At 69.4% G+C, this 19040-nt stretch carries 20 protein-coding genes; 9 read left to right on the plus strand and 11 right to left on the minus strand.

The window, feature by feature from the left end; all coding sequences use genetic code 11:
* Positions 1-96: 96 nt before the first annotated feature.
* Complete coding sequence (locus SD37_RS04575; protein ID WP_044853966.1) at positions 97-1734, minus strand: long-chain fatty acid--CoA ligase; 1638 nt, start codon at positions 1732-1734, stop codon at positions 97-99.
* Between the two features lie 451 nt (positions 1735-2185).
* Between SD37_RS04575 and mihF the strand changes: the two genes are divergently transcribed.
* Entirely contained in the window at positions 2186-2497 is a 312-nt protein-coding gene (gene mihF / locus SD37_RS04580) for an integration host factor, actinobacterial type (protein WP_005155963.1), read from the plus strand.
* A 109-nt stretch (positions 2498-2606) separates the two neighbouring features.
* Positions 2607-3755 carry an isochorismate synthase gene (locus SD37_RS04585; protein ID WP_044853967.1) on the plus strand — a complete coding sequence of 383 codons (1149 nt, stop codon included), beginning with the start codon at positions 2607-2609 and terminating at the stop codon, positions 3753-3755.
* Between the two features lie 10 nt (positions 3756-3765).
* On the opposite strand, the gene SD37_RS04590 is transcribed toward SD37_RS04585, so the two are convergent.
* Positions 3766-4455 carry a 4'-phosphopantetheinyl transferase family protein gene (locus tag SD37_RS04590; RefSeq protein WP_044853968.1) on the minus strand — a complete coding sequence of 230 codons (690 nt, stop codon included), beginning with the start codon at positions 4453-4455 and terminating at the stop codon, positions 3766-3768.
* Complete coding sequence (locus SD37_RS04595) at positions 4452-5792, minus strand: cation:dicarboxylate symporter family transporter (protein WP_044853969.1); 1341 nt, start codon at positions 5790-5792, stop codon at positions 4452-4454. The genes SD37_RS04590 and SD37_RS04595 overlap by 4 nt, the downstream gene beginning before the upstream one ends.
* A 126-nt stretch (positions 5793-5918) precedes the next feature.
* Here SD37_RS04595 and SD37_RS04600 point away from each other — a divergent pair, with 126 nt between their 5' ends.
* Positions 5919-7088, plus strand: a complete 1170-nt coding sequence (locus SD37_RS04600) for an acyl-CoA dehydrogenase family protein (protein WP_037317744.1) — start codon at positions 5919-5921, stop codon at positions 7086-7088.
* 72 nt (positions 7089-7160) lie between these two features.
* Here the strand turns inward: SD37_RS04600 and SD37_RS04605 are convergent, their stop codons facing one another.
* Genes SD37_RS04605 through SD37_RS04620 form a run of 4 tightly spaced genes read right to left on the minus strand, consistent with a single transcriptional unit; the run spans position 7161 to position 10471 of the window.
* Positions 7161-7496, minus strand: a complete 336-nt coding sequence (locus SD37_RS04605) for a hypothetical protein (protein WP_044853970.1) — start codon at positions 7494-7496, stop codon at positions 7161-7163.
* A 58-nt stretch (positions 7497-7554) separates the two neighbouring features.
* Positions 7555-8196: a TetR/AcrR family transcriptional regulator gene (locus tag SD37_RS04610; RefSeq protein ID WP_044854078.1), complete on the minus strand. Its 642-nt coding sequence runs from the start codon at positions 8194-8196 to the stop codon at positions 7555-7557.
* On the minus strand, positions 8187-9731 hold the full coding sequence (locus SD37_RS04615; RefSeq protein WP_044853971.1) for an AMP-binding protein: 1545 nt from the start codon (positions 9729-9731) through the stop codon (positions 8187-8189). Before SD37_RS04615 ends, SD37_RS04610 begins: the two co-directional genes overlap by 10 nt.
* Positions 9728-10471, minus strand: coding sequence for an enoyl-CoA hydratase/isomerase family protein (locus SD37_RS04620; protein WP_044853972.1), 744 nt, complete (start codon positions 10469-10471; stop codon positions 9728-9730). Before SD37_RS04620 ends, SD37_RS04615 begins: the two co-directional genes overlap by 4 nt.
* A gap of 48 nt (positions 10472-10519) precedes the next feature.
* Between SD37_RS04620 and SD37_RS04625 the strand changes: the two genes are divergently transcribed.
* The 6 genes from SD37_RS04625 to SD37_RS04650 all read left to right on the plus strand — a co-directional run bounded on the left by SD37_RS04625 (position 10520) and on the right by SD37_RS04650 (position 15686).
* Entirely contained in the window at positions 10520-12109 is a 1590-nt protein-coding gene (locus SD37_RS04625) for an amidohydrolase (RefSeq protein WP_044853973.1), read from the plus strand.
* A 6-nt stretch (positions 12110-12115) separates the two neighbouring features.
* Positions 12116-12565, plus strand: coding sequence for a GNAT family N-acetyltransferase (locus SD37_RS04630; protein WP_044853974.1), 450 nt, complete (start codon positions 12116-12118; stop codon positions 12563-12565).
* 35 nt (positions 12566-12600) lie between these two features.
* Positions 12601-13284 carry a metal-dependent transcriptional regulator gene (locus tag SD37_RS04635; RefSeq protein ID WP_037317726.1) on the plus strand — a complete coding sequence of 228 codons (684 nt, stop codon included), beginning with the start codon at positions 12601-12603 and terminating at the stop codon, positions 13282-13284.
* A 192-nt stretch (positions 13285-13476) separates the two neighbouring features.
* Positions 13477-13863, plus strand: coding sequence for a hypothetical protein (locus tag SD37_RS04640; RefSeq protein ID WP_044853975.1), 387 nt, complete (start codon positions 13477-13479; stop codon positions 13861-13863).
* A 10-nt stretch (positions 13864-13873) separates the two neighbouring features.
* Positions 13874-14938, plus strand: a complete 1065-nt coding sequence (locus tag SD37_RS04645; RefSeq protein WP_044853976.1) for a zinc-dependent alcohol dehydrogenase family protein — start codon at positions 13874-13876, stop codon at positions 14936-14938.
* 118 nt (positions 14939-15056) lie between these two features.
* Positions 15057-15686 carry an alpha-ketoglutarate-dependent dioxygenase AlkB family protein gene (locus tag SD37_RS04650; RefSeq protein ID WP_044853977.1) on the plus strand — a complete coding sequence of 210 codons (630 nt, stop codon included), beginning with the start codon at positions 15057-15059 and terminating at the stop codon, positions 15684-15686.
* A gap of 313 nt (positions 15687-15999) precedes the next feature.
* Here the strand turns inward: SD37_RS04650 and SD37_RS04655 are convergent, their stop codons facing one another.
* The 4 genes from SD37_RS04655 to SD37_RS04670 are packed head-to-tail and all read right to left on the minus strand — an operon-like array spanning position 16000 to position 19023.
* Positions 16000-16869: a 5-oxoprolinase subunit C family protein gene (locus SD37_RS04655; RefSeq protein ID WP_044853978.1), complete on the minus strand. Its 870-nt coding sequence runs from the start codon at positions 16867-16869 to the stop codon at positions 16000-16002.
* Positions 16866-17471 carry a 5-oxoprolinase subunit PxpB gene (gene pxpB / locus SD37_RS04660; RefSeq protein ID WP_044853979.1) on the minus strand — a complete coding sequence of 202 codons (606 nt, stop codon included), beginning with the start codon at positions 17469-17471 and terminating at the stop codon, positions 16866-16868. The genes SD37_RS04655 and pxpB overlap by 4 nt, the downstream gene beginning before the upstream one ends.
* A complete protein-coding gene (locus SD37_RS04665) occupies positions 17471-18229 on the minus strand; it encodes a LamB/YcsF family protein (RefSeq protein ID WP_044853980.1) in 759 nt (252 codons plus the stop codon). The genes pxpB and SD37_RS04665 overlap by 1 nt, the downstream gene beginning before the upstream one ends.
* Positions 18229-19023, minus strand: a complete 795-nt coding sequence (locus SD37_RS04670) for a putative hydro-lyase (protein ID WP_044853981.1) — start codon at positions 19021-19023, stop codon at positions 18229-18231. Before SD37_RS04670 ends, SD37_RS04665 begins: the two co-directional genes overlap by 1 nt.
* Between the last annotated feature and the right edge of the window lie 17 nt (positions 19024-19040).

Consider the following 19040-nt stretch of genomic DNA (forward strand, 5'->3'; position numbering starts at 1 on the left):
ATGAAACCCTTCGCCAAAGCCGTGAAGCGCATCTTGGGGGACAGGGTCCCTCAAGATGCGCTTCACGGAAGGGCAGGCGCGCGGGAGATTAACCCGTTAGAGCTGGCTGATGTCGAGCTTGCCCGCGGCGTGGAACGCCCGCAGCCGCTTCTTGTCGAACTTGCCGACACTGGTCTTGGGGACTTCGTCCACAAAGGTCCAATTCTCCGGCAGCTGCCACTTCGCGACCTTGTCCGCCAGGAACTCGCGCAGTTCCTCGGCGGTGACGCTCTGGCCTTCCTTCACCACGACGGCCACCAGCGGGCGTTCGTCCCACTTCTCGTCGGGGATGCCGACGACGGCCGCTTCGGCCACCGCCGGATGCGCCATCACCTGGTTCTCCAGGTCCACCGACGAGATCCATTCGCCGCCGGACTTGATGACGTCCTTCGCGCGGTCGGTCAGCGTGAGATAGCCGTCCGGGCTGATCTTGCCGACGTCGCCGGTGCGCAGCCAGCCGTCGTGGAACTTCTCCGGGTCGGGCTCGTCACCGGAGGTCCCGCTGTAGTACGACGCCGCGATCCACGGACCCTGTACCTCCAGTTCGCCGACGCTTTCGTTGTCCCACGGCAGTTCCTCGCCGTTGTCGCCGATCAGCCTGGCGCTGACGGACGCCGGGAACCGGCCCTGTGTGTAGCGGTACTCCCAGGCCTTCTCACCCGTCGCGGCCGCCGGGGGACGCGCGACGCTGCCCAGCGGCGACGTCTCGGTCATGCCCCAGGCGTGCAGGATCGGCACGTTGTAGCGGTCTTCGAACGCGTGCATCAGCGACGGCGGCGCGGCCGAACCGCCGACCACGACCTCCCGCAGGTGCGAGATGTCCTGGGGGTTCGCGTCGAGGTGGGAGAGCAGGCCCTGCCAGATGGTGGGGACGGCACCGGCGAAGGTCGGCTTCTCCGCGTCGAGCATCTGCGCGATGGGGGCGGGCTGGAGGAACCTGTCCGGCATCAGCAGCGAGGCGCCGACCATCATCGCCGCGTACGGCATGCCCCAGGCCATCGCGTGGAACATCGGGACGATCGCGAGGGCCTTGTCGTGCTGGGCCAGCCGCATGCTGTCGGACATGGTGACCTGCATCGAGTGCAGCCAGATCGACCGGTGGGAGTACGCGACGCCCTTCGGGTCACCCGTGGTGCCCGAGGTGTAACACATCGCGGCGGCCGACCGCTCGTCCACCTCGGGCCAGTCGAAGGTGTCCGGCTGCCCCGCCAGCAGCTCGCCGTAGGAGTGCACCTGGACGCCTTCGGGCGCCGGAAGGGTGGAGGGGTCGCCGTTGGCCACGATGACGTGACGCACGGTCTTCAGCTCGGGCAGCTGCTTGGCCAGCAGCGGGACCAGTGTGCCGTCGACGATGACGACCTGGTCCTCGGCGTGGTTGGCGACGAAGACGAGCTGCTCCGGGAACAGCCGGATGTTCAGCGTGTGCAGCACCGCGCCCATGGCGGGGATGGCCAGGTAGGCGGCCATGTGCTCGGCGTTGTTCCACATGAAGGTGCCGACGCGCTGGTCGCCGGTGATGCCCAGGCTCCGGAGCGCGTTCGCCAGCCGCGCGGCGTGCTTGCCGAGCTCACCGTAGGTCTCGCGCCGGGCGTCTGAACCGGTCCAGGTGATCACCTCGCTCTCGGAGTGCACCGTCGTGCCGTGGCGGAGCAGCCTGGCCAACGACAGCTGTCCGTCCTGCATCGTGCTCAACATCGCGTACTCCCGTGGTGCTCGTTCTCCGGTGAACTGGGGTTGGGCCGACTCTAATGCGGGTCGGGTGAACCGGTCAGTAACGTCGAAGGCAACCGTTCGGTCACAGTGTCGCGCTAACGGGTGTTCGCCGGTTCGGGTCAAGATCGTCAATAATTCGTCTTTTTCTTACCGCCAAACGAAAAATGGCTAACAGTGCGAAGCCCTGACATCGCTCATAAGGGTGATGAACACCATCGCAACGCCGCCCGAAAGGCGTGTTTCCGCAGGCTGGGGCGGGTTGCCCATGGCGTGGTCGAGGGGTAATAAGTGCGTGTCGGTTTCACGGCCACGGAACAGGTGGCGTTTACTGGGGCCGTGGTACAGAGACGGCTGGCCAGCGCTTGCGGCTGCAAGCACGGGTAAATGGCCGTCGGCCGCGAAAGCGGAGACCTGAGATGAAAGGACTACTACGTTGGCTCTGCCCACGTTGACTCCGGAGCAGCGCGCCGATGCCCTCGCCAAGGCGGCTGAGGCTCGCAAGGCGCGCTCCGAGCTGCTTGCGTCGATCAAGTCCGGCAAGGAGAGCATCGACAAGGTGCTCAAGCAGGCCAAGGAGAACAAGACCATCGGCAAGACGAAGGTCACGCAGCTGCTGAAGGCCGTGCCCGGCCTGGGCGCGGTCAAGGTCGCCGCCCTGCTGGAGCAGGCCGGGATCGACCCCGACCGGCGTGCCGCCGGCCTGGGCGAGCGGCAGCGTGAGGCCCTCCTCGAGGCGCTGAAGTAACGCTTCCGCCCAGGTCACACGGGCTGTCCAGGGGAAAGTGTCGCCCGAGTGGCTGTTGTCCGGGCAACACTTTCCCCTGGTCTCAGCCGGAGCCTGGGACGCTGGTGGGATGACGACCAGTACCGCACCGGCGACCCCGGCAGACCTGGCCGCCCGCTATACGCGGGGCGACTTCCTCCTGGCCACGGCCCGGCACGCGCTCCTCGCGAGCGGTGCCGAGACCACCGTGACCGACACCGATCCGGCACGGCTGTCCCGGGCGCTACCGGGGCTGTTCGCCGGTTCGGGTGTCCCGGTCGCGGTGGGTGTGCTGCCCTTCGACACCAGCGAGGGCACGAGCACGCCGGGTCATCTGGTCTTGCCCCGTGCGGTCCATCGCGCCTCGTCCGACCATGCGGCGGTTCCGCGGCGCACCGCGCTTCCGCAGCCGGTGAAGGTCACCCCGGTACCCGAGCCGGAGGCGCATGTGGCCGCCGTCCGCGCGGCCGTCTCGGCGCTGAGTGAGCGGGACCTGCGCAAAGTCGTGCTGGCCCGCGCGCTCGATCTCGACTTCGCCGGGTCCGTGCCGGTCGACCACGTCGTCCGGAACCTGGCGAACGGGAATCCCCGCCACACCACCTACGCCGTGCAGTTGCCCGGCGGGCGCACGCTCGTCGGCGCCACCCCCGAACTCCTGGTGTCCCGCACCGGCGGCTCGGTCCTGTCCAGGCCGCATGCCGGGTCGATGCCCCGGTCGGCCGACCCGGCGATCGACAAGGCCAATGGTGAGGCGCTGCGGACGTCCGAAAAGGACCACGTCGAACACGCCGTGGTGGTGGAATCCGTCGTCGAGACCCTGCGGCCGTTCTGCCGCACGCTCGACGTCCGCGGCCCGGAGCTGGTCTCGACGCCGGCGATCTGGCACCTCTCGACGGTCGTCACCGGTGAGCTGATCGACCAGGACGTCACCGCGCTGGACCTCGCCGCCGCCCTGCATCCGACGCCCGCCGTCTGCGGGTCGCCGACCGCCGCGGCGCGCACGCTGGTGGGCGAACTCGAGCCGTTCGACCGCGCGTACTACGCGGGGGCCGTCGGATGGGTCGACGCGGCCGGAGACGGCGAATGGGCCGTCGGGATCCGGTGCGCGGAGATCGCCGACACCTCGATGCGGCTGTACGCCGGCGGTGGCATCGTTCCCGCGTCCGACCCCCAGACGGAGCTGGACGAGACGTCGGCGAAGTTCCGCACCCTGCTCGCCGCGATGGGCCTGGAGATCTGACCACGCGGGGTCAGAGGGTCGCGAAGTCTTCGGTGACCGAGATTTCGTCGGAAGTGAGCAGCGCGACGGCGGCCCGGTAGCCCTCGGCCGCCTTCAGGTCCACGAGACGCGTCCGCGCCGGGTCGAGGGCCGCGTCGCCCGAGGAGACCAGCCGCGCCGCCTCGTCGTGGCCGGAGAACGTGATGCTCTGCAGCGGGATTTTCAGTCCCTTCCCGGTAGCCTTCATGACGGCTTCCTTGCGGGTCCAGTACGTGAAGAACGCCGTGGTCCGCTGCTCGGCGAGCAGACCGGACACCGCCGCCTGCTCCACCGGGCTCAGCGCGTACTCGATGAGCGAATCGTCGGCCCGCCTCGTGGCGGTCTCGACGTCGAGACCGACCGGCGTGCCCGCGGTGGCCGCGACGCCGATGAGGTCGCCGGAATGCGAGATCGACAGCATCAGCGGCGCGCCGGGCACCCGGGGGCGGCCGTGCGGTTTCCCGCAGTCGTCGCAGGTCGCGTCGAAGCTCACGTCCTCGACGGCCAGGCCGAGCCGCTCGGCGGTGACGGTCTTGGCCAGCACCCGGCCGGTCAGGAACCGGCGTTTGTCGATGTCCTGGCGGTAGGCGTCGTACCGGCCTTGCTCAAGCTCGTCGAGCAGGGCGAGGAACCGGGGTTCGGCGGGCAGGGGCGGGGACCAGCGGACCGCACATTCGATCACACCTCCTTCTTACCCGATTCCGCATCGGCTTCACTCGAATGTTCGTCGAGCAGTGTCGTTTCGTCGAACGGTGACTCGCCGTTCAGGGTCCGGTCGAGCTGCTCGCGGTCGATCTCCTTGGTCCAGGTGCCGATGAGCACGGTCGCGACGGCGTTGCCCGCGAAGTTCGTCAGCGCGCGGGCCTCGGACATGAACCGGTCGATGCCGACGATGAACCCGACGCCGTCCACCAGCTCCGGCCGGTGCGAGGACAGCCCGCCCGCCAGCGTCGCGAGCCCGGCGCCGGTGACCCCGGCCGCGCCCTTCGACGCGATGATCATGAACACCAGCAGGGAGATCTGCTCGCCGATCGTCAGCGGTTTGTCGAGCGCGTCGGCGATGAAGATGGACGCCATCGTCAGGTAGATCGCGGTGCCGTCGAGGTTGAACGAGTACCCGGTCGGCACGGTGATCCCGACGACCGGTTTGGAGACGCCGGCGTGCTCCATCTTCGCGATCAGCCGCGGCAGCGCCGATTCCGACGACGACGTCGAGAGGATCAGCAGGAACTCGCGGCCGAGGTACTTCAGCAGCTTGAAGATGTTGACCCTGGCCAGCAGGCCGATGATCAGCCCGAGCACCACGAACACGAACAGCGCGCAGGTGATGTAGAAGCCGAGCATGATCACCGCGAGGCTTTGCAGCGCCTTCCAGCCGGTCTCGCCGACGACGGCGGCGATCGCGCCGAACGCGCCGACCGGGGCCGCCCACATGATCATCGCCAGGATCCGGAACACGAGCCGCTGGATGTGCTCGATCCCGCGGCGGATCGGCTCGCCCTTCGTGCCCAGTTTCTGCAGCGCGAACCCGGCGAGCAGCGCGACCAGCAGCGTCTGCAGCACCTCGCCCTCGGTGAACGCCGAGACCAGGGTCTTCGGGATGATGCCGAGCAGGAACTCGACGGTGCCCTCGCTCTTGGCGATCTGGCCCTGGCCCTTCTGGGCGATCTCCGGGGTGAGGTGCAGGCCGCTGCCGGGCTGCAGGATGTTGCCGACGACCAGGCCGATGACCAGCGCGACCGTCGACATCACCAGGAAGTAGCCGATCGCGAGCCCGCCGACGCGGCCGACCTTCGCTGCCTTCGCCACCGAGCCGACGCCGAGCACGATCGTGCAGAAGATGATCGGCGAGATCATCATCTTGATCAGGTTCACGAAACCGGTGCCGAGCGGCTTCAGTTCCTTGCCGAGGGCGGGGAACAGGATGCCGACGGCGATGCCGAGCGCCACCGCCACGATGACGGCGATGTAGAGGTAATGGGTCCGGTCCCGCTTCGTCGCGGGTTCCTTCGTACTCATGGGTGCCCTTCGACGAGACGAGAACAGGTTGCGAAAACTTATGACAGGTTCTCGGTGTTCGACAACCGAAGCGGTACCCTTGGCCTAAGCAAGCGCTTAGTAATGTCGAGGAGGAGCGGGCCGACCATGGATTTCTCTCTCAGCGTCGAGGAACGCGAAGTGCGCGACTGGGTCCGCACGTTCGTCCAGCGTGAGCTCATGCCGCGTGAGCAGGAGGTGCTCCGCCGCGAACGCGCCGGTGAGCCCGGCCTCACCTCCGACGAACTGCGCGAGCTGCAGCTGAAGGCCAAGGAGTCCGGGTTCTGGGGCGTGCAGACGCCCGAGGAGTACGGCGGCATGGGCCTGTCCGCGGTGATGACCGCGCTGCTGGAGGCCGAACTCGGCCGCACCTTCGTGCCGTTCCGCTTCGGCGGCAACGCGGACAACATCCTCTACTACGCCAACGACGAGCAGAAGGAGCGCTACCTGCTCCCGACGATCTCGGGCGAACGCAAGTCCTGCTTCGCGATCACCGAACCCGGCGCGGGCTCGGACGCCAAGGCCATCCGGACGTCGGCCCGCAAGGACGGCACCGATTGGGTGATCAACGGCGAGAAGACCTTCATCACCGGCGGTAACGAGGCCGACTTCGTGATGGTCTTCGCGATCACCGACCCGGAGAAGGGCGCGAACGGCGGCGTCACCTGCTTCCTGGTCGACCGCGACGCGGGCTGGAAGTCCGAGTACATCGACACCATGGGTGAATGGGGTCCGGCGTCGCTGGTCTTCGAGGACGTCCGCGTGCCCGAGACGCAGATCCTCGGCGAACTCGGCCACGGTTTCGACCTGGCCATGCAGTGGATCGGCGCCGGCCGCTACCTGCTGCCCGCCCGCGCGATCGGCTCGTGCGAGCGGCTGATCTCGATGGCCATCGAGCACGCCAACACCCGGGAGACGTTCGGGCAGAAGATCGCCGAGCGCCAGGCCATCCAGTGGATGATCGCGGACTCCGGCACCGAGCTGGAGGCGCTGCGCTGGCTGGTGCTGCACGCCGCCTGGCAGGTCGACCAGAAGCTGGACTCGCGGCACGCGCAGTCGATGGCGAAGCTCTACGGCGGGGTGAAGGCGAACGAGATCGTCGACCGCGTCCTGCAGATCCACGGCGGAATGGGCTACACGCGGGAACTGCCGGTCGAGCGGTGGTATCGCGAACTGCGGCTGCTGCGGATCTACGAGGGCACCGACGAGATCCAGCGCCGGACCATCGCCCGCAACCTGCTGAAGGGGCACGTCAAGGTCGGCGGCACCTTGGGCTGATCATCACCCGTGTTATGAACGGGACTTTCATTGCAAATTTTGCAATGAAAGTCCCGTTCATAACATCGGCCTCTACTCCTCGTCGTCGTCCTTCTGGCTCCGCATCGCGATCGGGACCCCGGCCAGGTCCTCCTCATTGCAGAGAAGTTTCACGTCGTAATACGGCGAACCCTTGCGGTCGTCATAGTCGAGATGGACGGCCAGCACGTCGACCGGTTCCCCGAGCCACTCCTGAGCCTGACGTAGCCATGTCGCGCACCGTTCGAGCGCCGTGGGCAGGTCGTCGTCGCGGAAGCCCACCGGGCGGTAGGGAACGTCCTGCACCTGATCACGGGGGTTCGAAGGCACCGGCAACGCCGGCGAGAGACCCGAGTCGTCCAGTTCGAGTTGGATCGTTTGCTCAGTCACCCTTCGAGCGTCCCCCAGACAAGCCGTCTGAGCAAGGCGTACGGACCTAAAGTCGCCGCTAAACGGGCACTCGCCACACTCCTGAGACCACTTCACGGCAGTTTTGCAGGTGAGCGGACCCCAGCGGGCGGGTGCAGCCGAGCGCCCGCAACGCCAGTTCCGCGTAGTGCGAGGCCAGTTGGTCGAGGCCGAGCGGCCCGCGCGGCGAGTACCAGCGCGCGACCCCGCTGCACATCTCCACCAGCGCGAGCCGGGTCACCGAAGGCTGGTCGGTGTGGAAGACGCCCGCCGCGACACCGTCCTCGATGGCGTCCGCCCACAGCCGTTCGTAGGCATCGCGCAGCGCCACCACCCCGTCCCTGGCCGCGGGGGTGAGCGCGTGGACCTCGTTGTCCACCACGCGGGTGTCCTCCGGCTGGATGGCGTGCGCGAGGACGTGCAGCGCCACCAGGGAACCGAGCCGCGACACGGGATCGGCCAGCCCGGCGGTGGCCTGCTCGGCCGCGTCGAGCAGCCGCCGCAGCGACTCGTTCATGATGGCCACCAGCAGGTCCTCTTTGGTCCCCATGTAGTGGTACAGGCTGGCGGACGACAGCTCCGCCTCCTGGGCGAGGTCCCGGATGCCGGTGCCGTGGAAACCCTTGGTGGCGAACAGTTTCACCGCCGCCTGCCGGACTCTCTCCCGGGTGTTCACAGCCATGACCCGGTGGTCCTGTCCCATGACCCGGCTCGCGGGTCCGCGATCTTCTTCAGCTCGCCCTTGGCGACGCGTTCCGACGGTGTCATCGGCAGCTCCTCACGCAACGCCCAGAACCGGGGAACCTTGAAGTAGGCCAGTTTCGTCAGGCAGAACTCCGCCAGCTCGGCCGGTTCGCACCGGTGGCCCTCGTTCTCGTCGAGGACGACGTACGCCTTGACCTCCTCGCCGCGGAGGTCGTCCGGCACCGCGACGACGGCGGCGAGCTTGACCGCCGGATGCAGCTGCAGGGCCCGCTCGACCTCGTCGGCGGAGATGTTCTCGCCGCTGCGGCGGATCATGTCCTTGGTGCGCCCCACGTAGTACACGCGGCCTTCGTCGTCCATTGTGGCCAGGTCACCGGTGTGGAACCAGCCGCCGGAGAACGCGCGCGCGGTCGCTTCGGCGTCGTCGTGGTAGCCGTGCATCAGCCCGACCCCGCGGATCAGCAGCTCACCGGTTTCGCCGCGTGGCAGCGGTTTCCCGGCCGCGTCGGCGATCATCACCTCACGGGTGGGCGCCGGCCTGCCGAGACAGCCGGTGCCGACCGTCTCCTCGTGATCCGCCGGGTGCATCCGGATGTCACCGCCGGTCTCGGTCATCCCGAAGGCCTCGAACCACGGCGCGCCCCAGCGTGCTTCGAGGGCGGCGTGCAGGTCGCGCGGGATGGCCGACGCGCAGATCGCGCGGACCTGGTGCGCCTTGTCCAGCTCGCTTTCCGGCTGGCGCAGCAGGAGGGTGGGCATCAGGCCGAGGCAGTAGAACCAGGTGACACCGTGTTCGCGGACCTTCTCCCAGAACGTGGACGGGTGGAAGCGGTCGAGTACGACCAGGGTCGCGCCGCCCGCGAGCCCCAGCGCGACGTTCCACTGTGGATCGATGTAGTGGAACGGTTGCGCGGTCAGGACGACGTCGTCCGCGCCGACCGACGGGAAGTCCGTGGCCAGGCTGATCGCCAGTGTCGTCCAGTACCGGTTCGGCAGTACGCAGCCCTTGGGCGCGCCCGTGGTGCCCGAGGTGTACTGGATGTTGACCGGACGTTCGCCTTCGCTGGAGAAGACCGGGGTGTCGCCGGAACCGGCGAGTTCGGCGGGCGTGAGCACACGTTCCAGCGAGGTCTCCGGCGCGATCTTGGTCAGCAGCTCCAGGAACTCCTCGGCGGCGACGGCGAACCTGGCGCCGGAGTGTCGCAGCACATGGGCGCCGTCGAACTCGCGGTACCCGGTGTTGACCGGGACGAGCACCCCGCCGATCTTGGCCAAGGCCAGCCACAGCAACGGGAATTCGGGCTGGTTGCGCAGCATCACCGCGACCCGGTCACCCGGTTCCACGCCGAGGTCGAGCAGCGCGCGGGCGAACTCCGTGCTGCGCGCGTCGACGTCGGCGAAGGTGAAACGCTCCCCGGTGGAGTCGAAGATCCACGCCGTCTTGTCCGGCCAGAGCGCGGCGGCCCTCGTGGTCAGTCCCGCGAGGGTCTCGATCCCGGCGAGTGAGGTCATGTCCGGCTCCGGAAGGCTTCGGCCGAGGCCGCGACCTCGGCGGAGTGCTCGGTGATCAGCGCGTGGCTGACTTCGAGTTCGAGGGCGGCGTCGAGGGAGCTGTCGATGCCGGAATCGAGGGCGCGTTTGGCCATCGTGGCCGCGGCGGCCGGATGCGCGGCGATCCTGGCCGCCCAGTCGAGTGCGGTGTCCATCAGGTCGTCGGCCGCCACGGCGGCGTTGACCAGGCCGAGTTCGTGCGCCCGGGTGCCGCTCACCCGTTCGCCCAGCAGCAGGAGTTCCTTGGCCTTCAGCGGCCCGACCAGCAACGGCAGCAGCCGCGACGCGGCACCCGTGACACTCAGGCCCAGCGAGACCTCGGGGAAGGCGAACACCGCGTCTTCGGCGGCGAGGATCAGGTCGCAGCCCATCGCGAACTCGGCGCCCGCGCCGATCGCGTAGCCGTGGACCGCGGCGATGACGGGCTGACGGAGCCCGCGAAGGCGGCGTGTCACGTCCTGTAGCCGGTCGAGTCGCGGGCGTGAATCACCCTCGGGGGTGGGCTCCTTGAGATCGTGGCCGGCGCAGAACGCTCGCCCGCGACCGGCCAGCACGACGGCGCGCGCGTCGGAGCGGGCGGCCGCGTCGAGGGCCTCCAGCAGGTCGTCGACCAGTTCGGCGACCACCGCGTTGAGTCGTTCGGGGCGATTCAGCCAGATCAGCGCTATGCCGTCGTCGAGTGCGTAGTCCACGGTGCTCATGTCACCGAGCCTAGACGAGACGATCGATCGATCGATAGGGTCGAAACCATGCGGGTCGACACGGTCTACGAGAACGCGCGATTCCTCACCGGGACGGAGGAATCCGCGGCGCTTGCCACCCTGAACGGGCGCATCGTCGCCCTCGGCGAGGACGCGGCCGCGCTTTCCGCGAAGCGGCGGGTGGACCTCGGCGGCTCCGTGGTGGTGCCCGGTTTCCACGACGCGCACAACCACATGGCCTGGTTCGGCATGTCCCTCGACGACGTCCCGCTTTCGGATTGCCGCAGCGTGGACGAGGTGTACGAGGCCGTCGCGCGGCGGGCGGCCGGGCTGCCGCCGGGCTCGTGGATCATCGGCAGCGGCTACGACCAGAACAAACTCGAAGGCGGGCATCCGACGAGGTACGGCCTCGATCGCGCCGCCCCGGGCCTCTTGGTGCGGCTGAAGCACACGTCCGGGCATATGACCGTGGTCAACTCGGCGGTGCTGGAGCGGCTGGACCTGGGAAACGTGCCCGTGGGCGGCGACGTCGTCCGCGACGAGGACGGTTCACCGACCGGGCTGCTGCGGGAACAGGCCCAGCTCATGCTGCGGCCGCTGACCTACCCGACGCCGGTCGAGCGGGTCGTCCGCGGGCTGGACAGGGCGAGTGAGCGCTACCTGGCCGAGGGGATCACGAGTGTCCAGGAGGCCGGGATCGGCGGGGGCCTCGTGGGGGAGACCCCGGCCGAACTCGCCGCGTACCAGCTGGCGCGCGATCGGGGCGTCCTGCGGGTGCGGAGCACGGTGATGGTCGCGGCGAGTGTGCTGCATGAGCTGGACGCCGGCGCGGGCTTCGGGCTGGACCTGGGGATGCGCACCGGGTTCGGCGACGAATGGCTGCGGATCGGCGCGATGAAGCTGTTCGCCGACGGTTCGCTGATCGGCCGGACCTGCGCGATGCACGAGCCGTTCGCCGGGGAACCGGACAACGTCGGCTACTTCCAGGTGCCCGAGGACGAGATCGCGCGGACGATCGCCGCCGCGCACCGGGCAGGCTGGCAGATCGCGACGCACGCCATCGGCGACCGCGCGATCACGGTCGTGCTCGACGCCTACGAAGCCGCGCTGAAGACACACCCGCGGCCCGATCACCGGCACCGCATCGAGCACTGCGCGGTGCTGCGGCCCGAGGAGCTGAAGCGGCTGGCTTCGCTGGGGCTGATCGCTTCACCGCAGGGCCGGTTCGTCAACGAGATCGGCGACGGGATGCGGGCCGCGCTCGGCCCCGGACGCGAGCCGTGGTGCTACCGGCTCAAGAGCCTGCTCGACGCGGGATGCGTGCTCCCCGCCAGCTCGGACCGCCCGGTCGTCGAGGGCGCGCCGCTGCTCGCGCTGGCCGACATGGTGCGCCGGAAGACCGCGTCCGGGGTCGTGCTGGGTCCCGATGAGCGGCTCACCCCCGCCGAAGCTTTGCGCGCGTACACCTACGGATCCGCGTACGCCGCTTTCGCCGAGAAGGACCTGGGCACGCTGGAGCCCGGCAAGTTCGCGGACTTCGCGGTCCTCTCGGCCGATCCGACCGACGAGTCCACTTTGGATTCGATCCACGTCGTCGCCACCGCCGTCGGCGGCGACATCGTCTACGAACGGAGCTGAAACGGGATGCCGGTACGGGACGCGGTCGCCGACGACATCGAGGAGATCTGCGCGCTCATCGAGGAGCACGCCGTCTACGAGGACAAACACGATCTGAAACTCGACCGCCAGGAGATGGCCGGGTTCCTCTTCGGGCCCGATCCGAAGGCATGGGTGCTGCTCGCCACCCCGCCGGACGAGCCGGACACGGTCGCGGGCTTCGCCTTCTGCAGCTGGAACTTCTCGACCTGGGAGGCCAGGCCGGGGATCTGGCTCGACGACCTCTTCGTCCGCCCGGAGCATCGCCGCTTCGGTCTCGGGCGGGAGCTGCTGAACGAGCTGAGCGCGCGCACGCCGGGCCGCGTCGAATGGGACATGCAGGAGGGCAACGAGAAGGGCGAGGCGTTCTACGCCCAGCTCGGCGCCGAGCCCGTCCCCGGCTGGATCCGGTACCGCTGGCGGCCGCACGCGGGGTGAGCCGCTGAGGAGCGGCAAGCCGTAAACTCCAGGGTATGGGTGAAGGGGCAAGCCGCAGGTCGTCGTCCGTCGAGGACTACGTCCGGGTGATCTACGGGCTGGTGGAACGCGGTGAGGCCGTCACCAACACGTCGCTGGCCGGGCGGCTGGAGGTCAGCCCGTCGTCGGCCTCCGGAATGGTCACCAAACTGTCCCAGCTGGGGCTGGTCGCGCACGTCCCGTACCGCGGGATCGAGCTCACCACCGAGGGCAGGCAGCTCGCCCGCTCGGTGCTCCGCCGCCACCGGCTGATCGAGACCTACCTGGTGTCCGAGCTCGGCTACACCTGGGACGAGGTGCACGCCGAGGCCGACGCGCTCGAGCACGCGGTGTCGGACAGGCTCGTCGAGCGGATCGCGGCGAAGCTCGGCAACCCGGTGCGCGACCCGCACGGCGACCCCATCCCCGCCCCCGACGGCAGCGTCGAGGAGCTGCCGATGCGCATCCTCGACGACCTCCCGCCCGGCGCGGTCGGCGAGATCGTCCGCGTCTGGGACACCGATCCGGAACTCCTGCGCTACCTCACCGAGCACGCCATCGGCCTCGGCGAGCGCATCGAGGTCGTCGAGCGCCAGCCGTTCGGCGGTCCGATGGTGGTCAAGGTCGGTTCGCCGCCCGACGCGGCGACGCACGCCATCGGCAAGGAGATCGCGCAGGCGTTGTCGGTCGAGCTTCGCTGAACCGTGTCACGTGTCCACTGTGGACACATTTCGGACGGCTCGCGCGGTGGGAATTTTCCCTACGTCCCTGCATAATTCGGTCCCGGTATGTCACCCGCATGCCGGGCGGATAGGTGATCCAAGACCCTTCCGATCATGTGATCGCGCGCCTAGGCTGCGCTATTCCGGGTGGCTAGCGAGCTTACGAAGGCGATGACGATGACCGGTCAGCGGACACACACCATCGACCGGGGGGTGGCGGAAGGACGTGAACTCAGACGGCTGCTGGAGAGCGGGCCGTTCGCGGACGCCCTCAGGGCGGCGATCAGGGCGAGGGGTCTCGGTCTCGACCGGATCCGGTACCGGCTGCGCGGGCGGGGGTGCTCGATCAGCCTCGCGACACTGAGCCATTGGCAGTCCGGGCGCTGCCGTCCCGAACGGCCTGAGTCGTTGCTGGTGCTCAAGAATCTCGAGGAGATCCTCGGGGTACCCCCGGAGTCCCTGTCGCGGCTGCTGGGACCGCCGCGCGGGCGGGCCGCCCGGTGTACGGTGCCCGGCGAAGGCCTGGTGATGCAGCGGGGCCGCGAGACCGGAACGTGAAGGAGATGCGGTGCGGGCGGTCGTCTTCGAGGAGTTCGGGGTGCTGCCCGAGGTACGCGAGGTGCCGGATCCGTCCGTGACCCCGGGCGGGGTGGTGATCGCGGTCGACGCGACCGGGGTGTGCCGCAGCGACTGGCACTCCTGGCAGGGGCACGACGCGTCGGTGAAGCTGCCGCACGTCGCCGGGCACGAACTCGCCGGCCGGATCGCGTCGCTCGGCGAAGGCGTCCGCGGCTGGTCGGTGGGGGACCGGGTGACCGTGCCGTTCGTCTGCGCCTGTGGCACCTGCGCCCAGTGCGCGGCCGGTGACCAGCAGATCTGCGACCGCGAATTCCAGCCGGGCGCGACCCACTGGGGCTCGTTCGCGGAGTACGTCGCCATCGAGAACGCCGAGGTCAACCTCGTGGCGCTGCCGGACTCGATGTCGGCGGCCGAGGCGGCCGCGCTGGGCTGCCGGTTCGGGACGGCGTTCCGCGCGGTGCTGCGCCAAGGCGGGGTCCGGCCTGGCCAGTGGGTCGCGGTCTACGGCTGTGGCGGGGTGGGCGTTTCGGCGATCCTGCTGGCCGTCGCGGCGGGTGCGTCGGTCGTCGCCGTCGATCCGTCTCCCCAGGCCAGGGCGTTGGCCTCGCGGATTGGCGCGGCCGTGACCGTGGACGCGTCGGCGTTCGAGGGCCACGAAGCCGTCGCCGCGCGTGTCCGGGAGCTGACCGGCGGCGGTGCGCACGTCTCGCTCGACTGCCTCGGCTCGCCGACGACGTGCGCTGCCTCGATCGGCAGCCTGCGGAAGCGGGGACGGCATGTCCAGGCCGGGCTGATGCCGCCGGCGCAGGGCATCGCGCCGATCCCGATGCACCGGGTGATCGGCGGGGAACTGGAGATCGTCGGCATCCACGGGCTGCAGGCACACGAGTACCCCGAGATGCTGCGGGTGGTGGAGACCGCCGGGATCGATCTCGCCGGGATGATCGGCAAGCGGGTCGGCCTCGACGACGTCCCGGCGGTGCTGGCGCGGATGAACGATCCGGTACCGGCCCAAGCCGGGGTGACCGTCGTGGAGATCGGTGATTCCCTGTGATCGGGTGTACGCGGAATCGTCCCTCGCTGATCAAGCGGGTACTGACGTGGTTTTCGGCGGCCGATGTCATGGTGCGGGGCCACCGGATCATCGGCGCGCGTCCTGGCAGACTCGACGTGTGGACGCGCTGATCCCCCGACCCAGGGCCGAAGTCGCTCCCGGTGCCGTGCATATCCCCGACTGGCTCGATTTCGACGAGCAACGGCGTCTGGTCGAAGCCTGCCGCGGCTGGCGTGGCTACCGGCGGACGCGGCTGCCGAACGGCGGCGTGATGTCCGTGCGGACGGTCTGCCTAGGCTGGCACTGGCACCCGTACCGGTACTCGAAGATGACCGACGACGGCTCCCCGGTGCTCCCGTTCCCCGGCTGGCTGGGCGATCTCGGGCGGCGGGCCGTTCACGACGCCTACGGGTCCACCTCGTACGAGCCGGACATCGCGCTGGTGAACTTCTACGACTCCGCCGCGAAGATGGGACTGCATCAGGACAAGGACGAGGCGTCGCTGGAGCCCGTCGTCTCGCTGAGCCTGGGGGACGCGTGCGTCTTCCGGTTCGGGAACACGTCCGATCGCGGGCGGCCCTACACCGACGTCGATCTGCGGTCGGGTGACCTGTTCGTGTTCGGCGGGGAGTCGCGGCTGGCCTACCACGGGGTGCCGCGGGTGCTGCCCGGGACCGCCGACCCGGCGCTGGGGCTGACAGGGCGGCTGAACCTCACTTTGCGGGTCTCCGGACTTATTGAGGGGTAAGGCCAACAAGTCGTGTCTCGGGCAGGCCCGGACTGGCTGCCGGAGCCGGGGCGTGACCCGGGGTGTCCACAAAGGACATTTTCGACCCTAGATGTCTGACTTGAGCGGTTTGCACGGTCTCGCGAGGTGGTCGTGAGTGGCAAATAGCGTTCTAACCCTCATTGCCACTCACGACCCCCCTTCGAGACCGTACATATAGAAATAAATCGGACATCGATTCGCTGGAAACTGTCCCTTATGGACAGTCGCGGGGAGGTGCCCTTGCCTCCTCGGGAAGCCTTTGCCTGTCGCCAGGTGATGAAGGCCTCCTTCGCTACTGTGAGGGTAGGTAAGGCCTGAAGCGCACCCGTTGGCCTGGTCGTACTTGGGCGGCCAGGTCCAAGTCCGCCTCGTCGACCACGGCGAGCACGGGATAGCCCCCGGTCACCGGATGGTCGGCCAGGAACAGGATCGGCTGCCCCGAAGGCGGGATCTGCAACGCGCCCGGCACCGCGGCCTCGGGAGGCAATTCGCCCTCACGCGCCCGCGCCAGCTCGGGACCTTCGAGCCGTACGCCGACCCGGTCGACGTCAGCCGTGGCGGTGAACGGCGAAGAGACCAAAGTGGACAGTGCGCCGGGGACGAACCACGAGACCCGTGGCCCCGGAGTCACCCGCAGGACCGGCTCGTCCGGGACCGCGGCACGGGGAGCGAGGTCGACCCCGGGATGGTCGAGCACCCGGTGGCCCACCGGCAGGGTCATCCCCGCCGAAAGGGCGGGCGGGCCGAGTTTGCCGAGGGTGTCGGTCGCGCGGGCGCCCAGCACCGCGGGGACGGCTATGCCGCCGCGCACGGCGACGTAGCACCGCAAACCCCGGGCGGCCATGCCGAGCACGAGTTCGTCGCCGGGGCCGACCGAAATCGGCGAGCAAGGACCGGCGGCCCGGCCGCCCGCCGTGATCGAACAGGGCGCACCGGTGACGGCGACCGTCGCGGGCGCCGAAAACCTCAGTACGAGACCGCCCAGCACCAGTTCCAGCGCCGCGTGCCCCTCGGGGTTCCCGACCAGCCGGTTGGCCAGCCGCAGCGAACCGCGGTCGGCGGCGCCGGACCGGCCGACGCCGATCGCGGCCAGCCCCGGTCGTCCGAGATCCTGCACGGTGGCGAAAACCCCGGGGCGGACGACTTCGATCTTCGCCGTCATGAAGTGAACCGGATCCGGGTACCCGGCGCGAGCAGGTTCGGCGGCTCCCGTTCGACGTCCCACACCGGCAGCGTCGTGCGCCCGATCAGCCGCCAGCCGCCGGGCGACGAGTGCGGGTACACCGCCGTGTACTCGCCCGCGATCGCGACCGAACCGGCGGGCACCCGGGTACGCGGGCTCGCCCGGCGCGGCAGGTGCAGTGCCGGGTCGAGTCCGGTCAGGTAGGCGAAACCCGGTGCGAAGCCGCAGAAGGCCGAAACGTAGACGCCGTCTTCGTGCCGCCGGACGACCGCTTCGGCCGACATGCCCGCGGCGGCCGCGACTTCGGCCAGGTCCGGGCCGTCGTAGCGCACCGGAACGACGATCTCGGCGGCTTCGCGGGGCGAAACGTCCACAGTGGACCGGTCGAGGATCGCGCCCGCGAGTCTGTCGTGGTGCGTCCGGCCCGGATCGAACCGGACCAGGAGGGTCCGCGCGGCCGGGACGAGTTCGACGACGCCGTCCAGCGGATCCTGCTCCAGTGACGCGTGCAGCCCGAGTACCTCCGACGGATCGTCGAAGTCGACCATGGCGGCACGCGCCCCATAGGGCAGTACTCGCATCACGCGGTCTCCAGGAACGATCCGATGTGGACACCCGACGCGCCGAGCCCCGCGCGGATCCGGCGCGCCAGCTCGACGGCGCCCGGGGTGTCGCCGTGCACGCACAGCGAATGCGGTTCGAGTGTCAGTTCGGTCCCGTCGTCCGCGACGACCTTGCCGGTGGTCGCCATCGCGACCGCGCGGTCGGCCACCTCGTCGGCGTCGTGGAGGACCGCGCCCGGCAGTTTCCTCGACACCAGAAGACCTTCCGCGGTGTAGGCGCGGTCCGCGAAGGCCTCGGCGTACGCGGGGAACCCGGTCTTTTCCGCCTGCTTGGCCATTTCCGAGTTCGGCGGGCACAGCAGCGCGAGGGCGGGATAGAAACGCCGGATGCCTTCGACCACCGCGGCCGCCTGTTCCGGATCCACGGAAGCGGTGTTGTACAAGGCCCCGTGCGGTTTCACGTACCGCACCCGCGTCCCGGCCGCCCGCGCGAACGCGTCGAGCGCGCCGATCTGGTAGAGCACGTCGTCGGCCAGGTCGGCGGGGGCGACGTCCATCGCCCGCCGCCCGAATCCGGCCAGGTCCCGGTAGGCGACGTGGGCGCCGATGACGACGCCGCGTGCCGCCGCGCGTTCGCAGACGCGCCGCATCACCGACGGGTCGCCGGCGTGGAAGCCGCACGCGACGTTCGCGCTGGTGACGATGTCGAGCATGGCGTCGTCGTCGCCCATCTTCCAGGCGCCGAAACCCTCGCCCAGGTCACTGTTGAGATCCATCAGGCCACCCTGAACTCACTGTCGAGTTTGTCGGTCACGAACATGTAGCCCGGCGCGTGCGTGATCGCGAACGGCGGCCGTGAGGCCATCAGCGCCGCCTGCGGGGTCACGCCGCACGCCCAGAACACCGGTACGTCACCGGGTTCGGCGTCGACCGGATCCCCGAAATCGGGGCGGGCGAGATCGGCGATGCCGAGTGCGGAGGGGTCGCCGATGTGCACGGGCGCGCCGTGCACGGCAGGCATCCCGCGGGTGATCCGCACGGCGTCGTCGACGCGGTCTTCGGGGATCTGCCGCATGGAGACCACCATCGGCCCGTGCAGCCGTCCCGCCGGGACGCATTCGCGGTTCGTCACGTACATCGCCACGTTGCGGCCCTGGTCGACGTGCCGCAGCGGGATCCCCTCGGCGGCCAGCGCCGATTCGAACGTGAAGCTGCAGCCGATCGAGAACGCGACCATGTCGCTGCGCCACAGTCCGCTCGCGTCCGAGATCTCCCCGGACAACGCGCCGTTCTGCCAGACGCGGTAGCGCGGCAGGTCGGTGCGCAGATCCGCGCCGGGCGCCAGCCGGGTCGACGGGTCGCCCGGATCGCTGACGTCGAGCACCGGGCAGGGCTGCGGATTGCGCTGGCAGAACAGCAGGACGTCGTAAGCCCAGTCCTCGGGGACGGCGATCAGGTTGGTCTGGGTGAAGCCGTTCGCCCAGCCGGTGGTCGGGCGGGCCGTCCCGGCGCGGAACAGGGCGCGTGCCTCGCGCGGGGTCATCGTCGCCGGTTCGTCGAAGGTGGTCATCGCGGTGCCTCCTCGTC

Origin of the sequence: Amycolatopsis orientalis, from assembly GCF_000943515.2 — a bacterium.
In the GTDB taxonomy this organism is placed as follows: domain Bacteria; phylum Actinomycetota; class Actinomycetes; order Mycobacteriales; family Pseudonocardiaceae; genus Amycolatopsis; species Amycolatopsis orientalis.

Bases quoted from the DNA above. Each gene is read 5' to 3' on its own strand.
- pxpB (WP_044853979.1), bottom strand. From the start codon at position 17,471: ATGCGAGTACTGCCCTATGGGGCGCGTGCCGCCATGGTCGACTTCGAC.
- SD37_RS04620 (WP_044853972.1), bottom strand. From the start codon at position 10,471: ATGAGCACCGTGGACTACGCACTCGACGACGGCATAGCGCTGATCTGG.
- SD37_RS04670 (WP_044853981.1), bottom strand. From the start codon at position 19,023: ATGACCACCTTCGACGAACCGGCGACGATGACCCCGCGCGAGGCACGC.
- SD37_RS04610 (WP_044854078.1), bottom strand. From the start codon at position 8,196: ATGGCTGTGAACACCCGGGAGAGAGTCCGGCAGGCGGCGGTGAAACTG.
- SD37_RS04630 (WP_044853974.1), top strand. From the start codon at position 12,116: ATGCCGGTACGGGACGCGGTCGCCGACGACATCGAGGAGATCTGCGCG.
- SD37_RS04655 (WP_044853978.1), bottom strand. From the start codon at position 16,869: ATGACGGCGAAGATCGAAGTCGTCCGCCCCGGGGTTTTCGCCACCGTG.
- SD37_RS04595 (WP_044853969.1), bottom strand. From the start codon at position 5,792: ATGAGTACGAAGGAACCCGCGACGAAGCGGGACCGGACCCATTACCTC.
- SD37_RS04575 (WP_044853966.1), bottom strand. From the start codon at position 1,734: ATGTTGAGCACGATGCAGGACGGACAGCTGTCGTTGGCCAGGCTGCTC.
- SD37_RS04665 (WP_044853980.1), bottom strand. From the start codon at position 18,229: ATGGATCTCAACAGTGACCTGGGCGAGGGTTTCGGCGCCTGGAAGATG.
- SD37_RS04585 (WP_044853967.1), top strand. From the start codon at position 2,607: ATGACGACCAGTACCGCACCGGCGACCCCGGCAGACCTGGCCGCCCGC.
- SD37_RS04635 (WP_037317726.1), top strand. From the start codon at position 12,601: ATGGGTGAAGGGGCAAGCCGCAGGTCGTCGTCCGTCGAGGACTACGTC.
- SD37_RS04640 (WP_044853975.1), top strand. From the start codon at position 13,477: ATGACGATGACCGGTCAGCGGACACACACCATCGACCGGGGGGTGGCG.
- SD37_RS04615 (WP_044853971.1), bottom strand. From the start codon at position 9,731: ATGACCTCACTCGCCGGGATCGAGACCCTCGCGGGACTGACCACGAGG.
- SD37_RS04600 (WP_037317744.1), top strand. From the start codon at position 5,919: ATGGATTTCTCTCTCAGCGTCGAGGAACGCGAAGTGCGCGACTGGGTC.
- SD37_RS04625 (WP_044853973.1), top strand. From the start codon at position 10,520: ATGCGGGTCGACACGGTCTACGAGAACGCGCGATTCCTCACCGGGACG.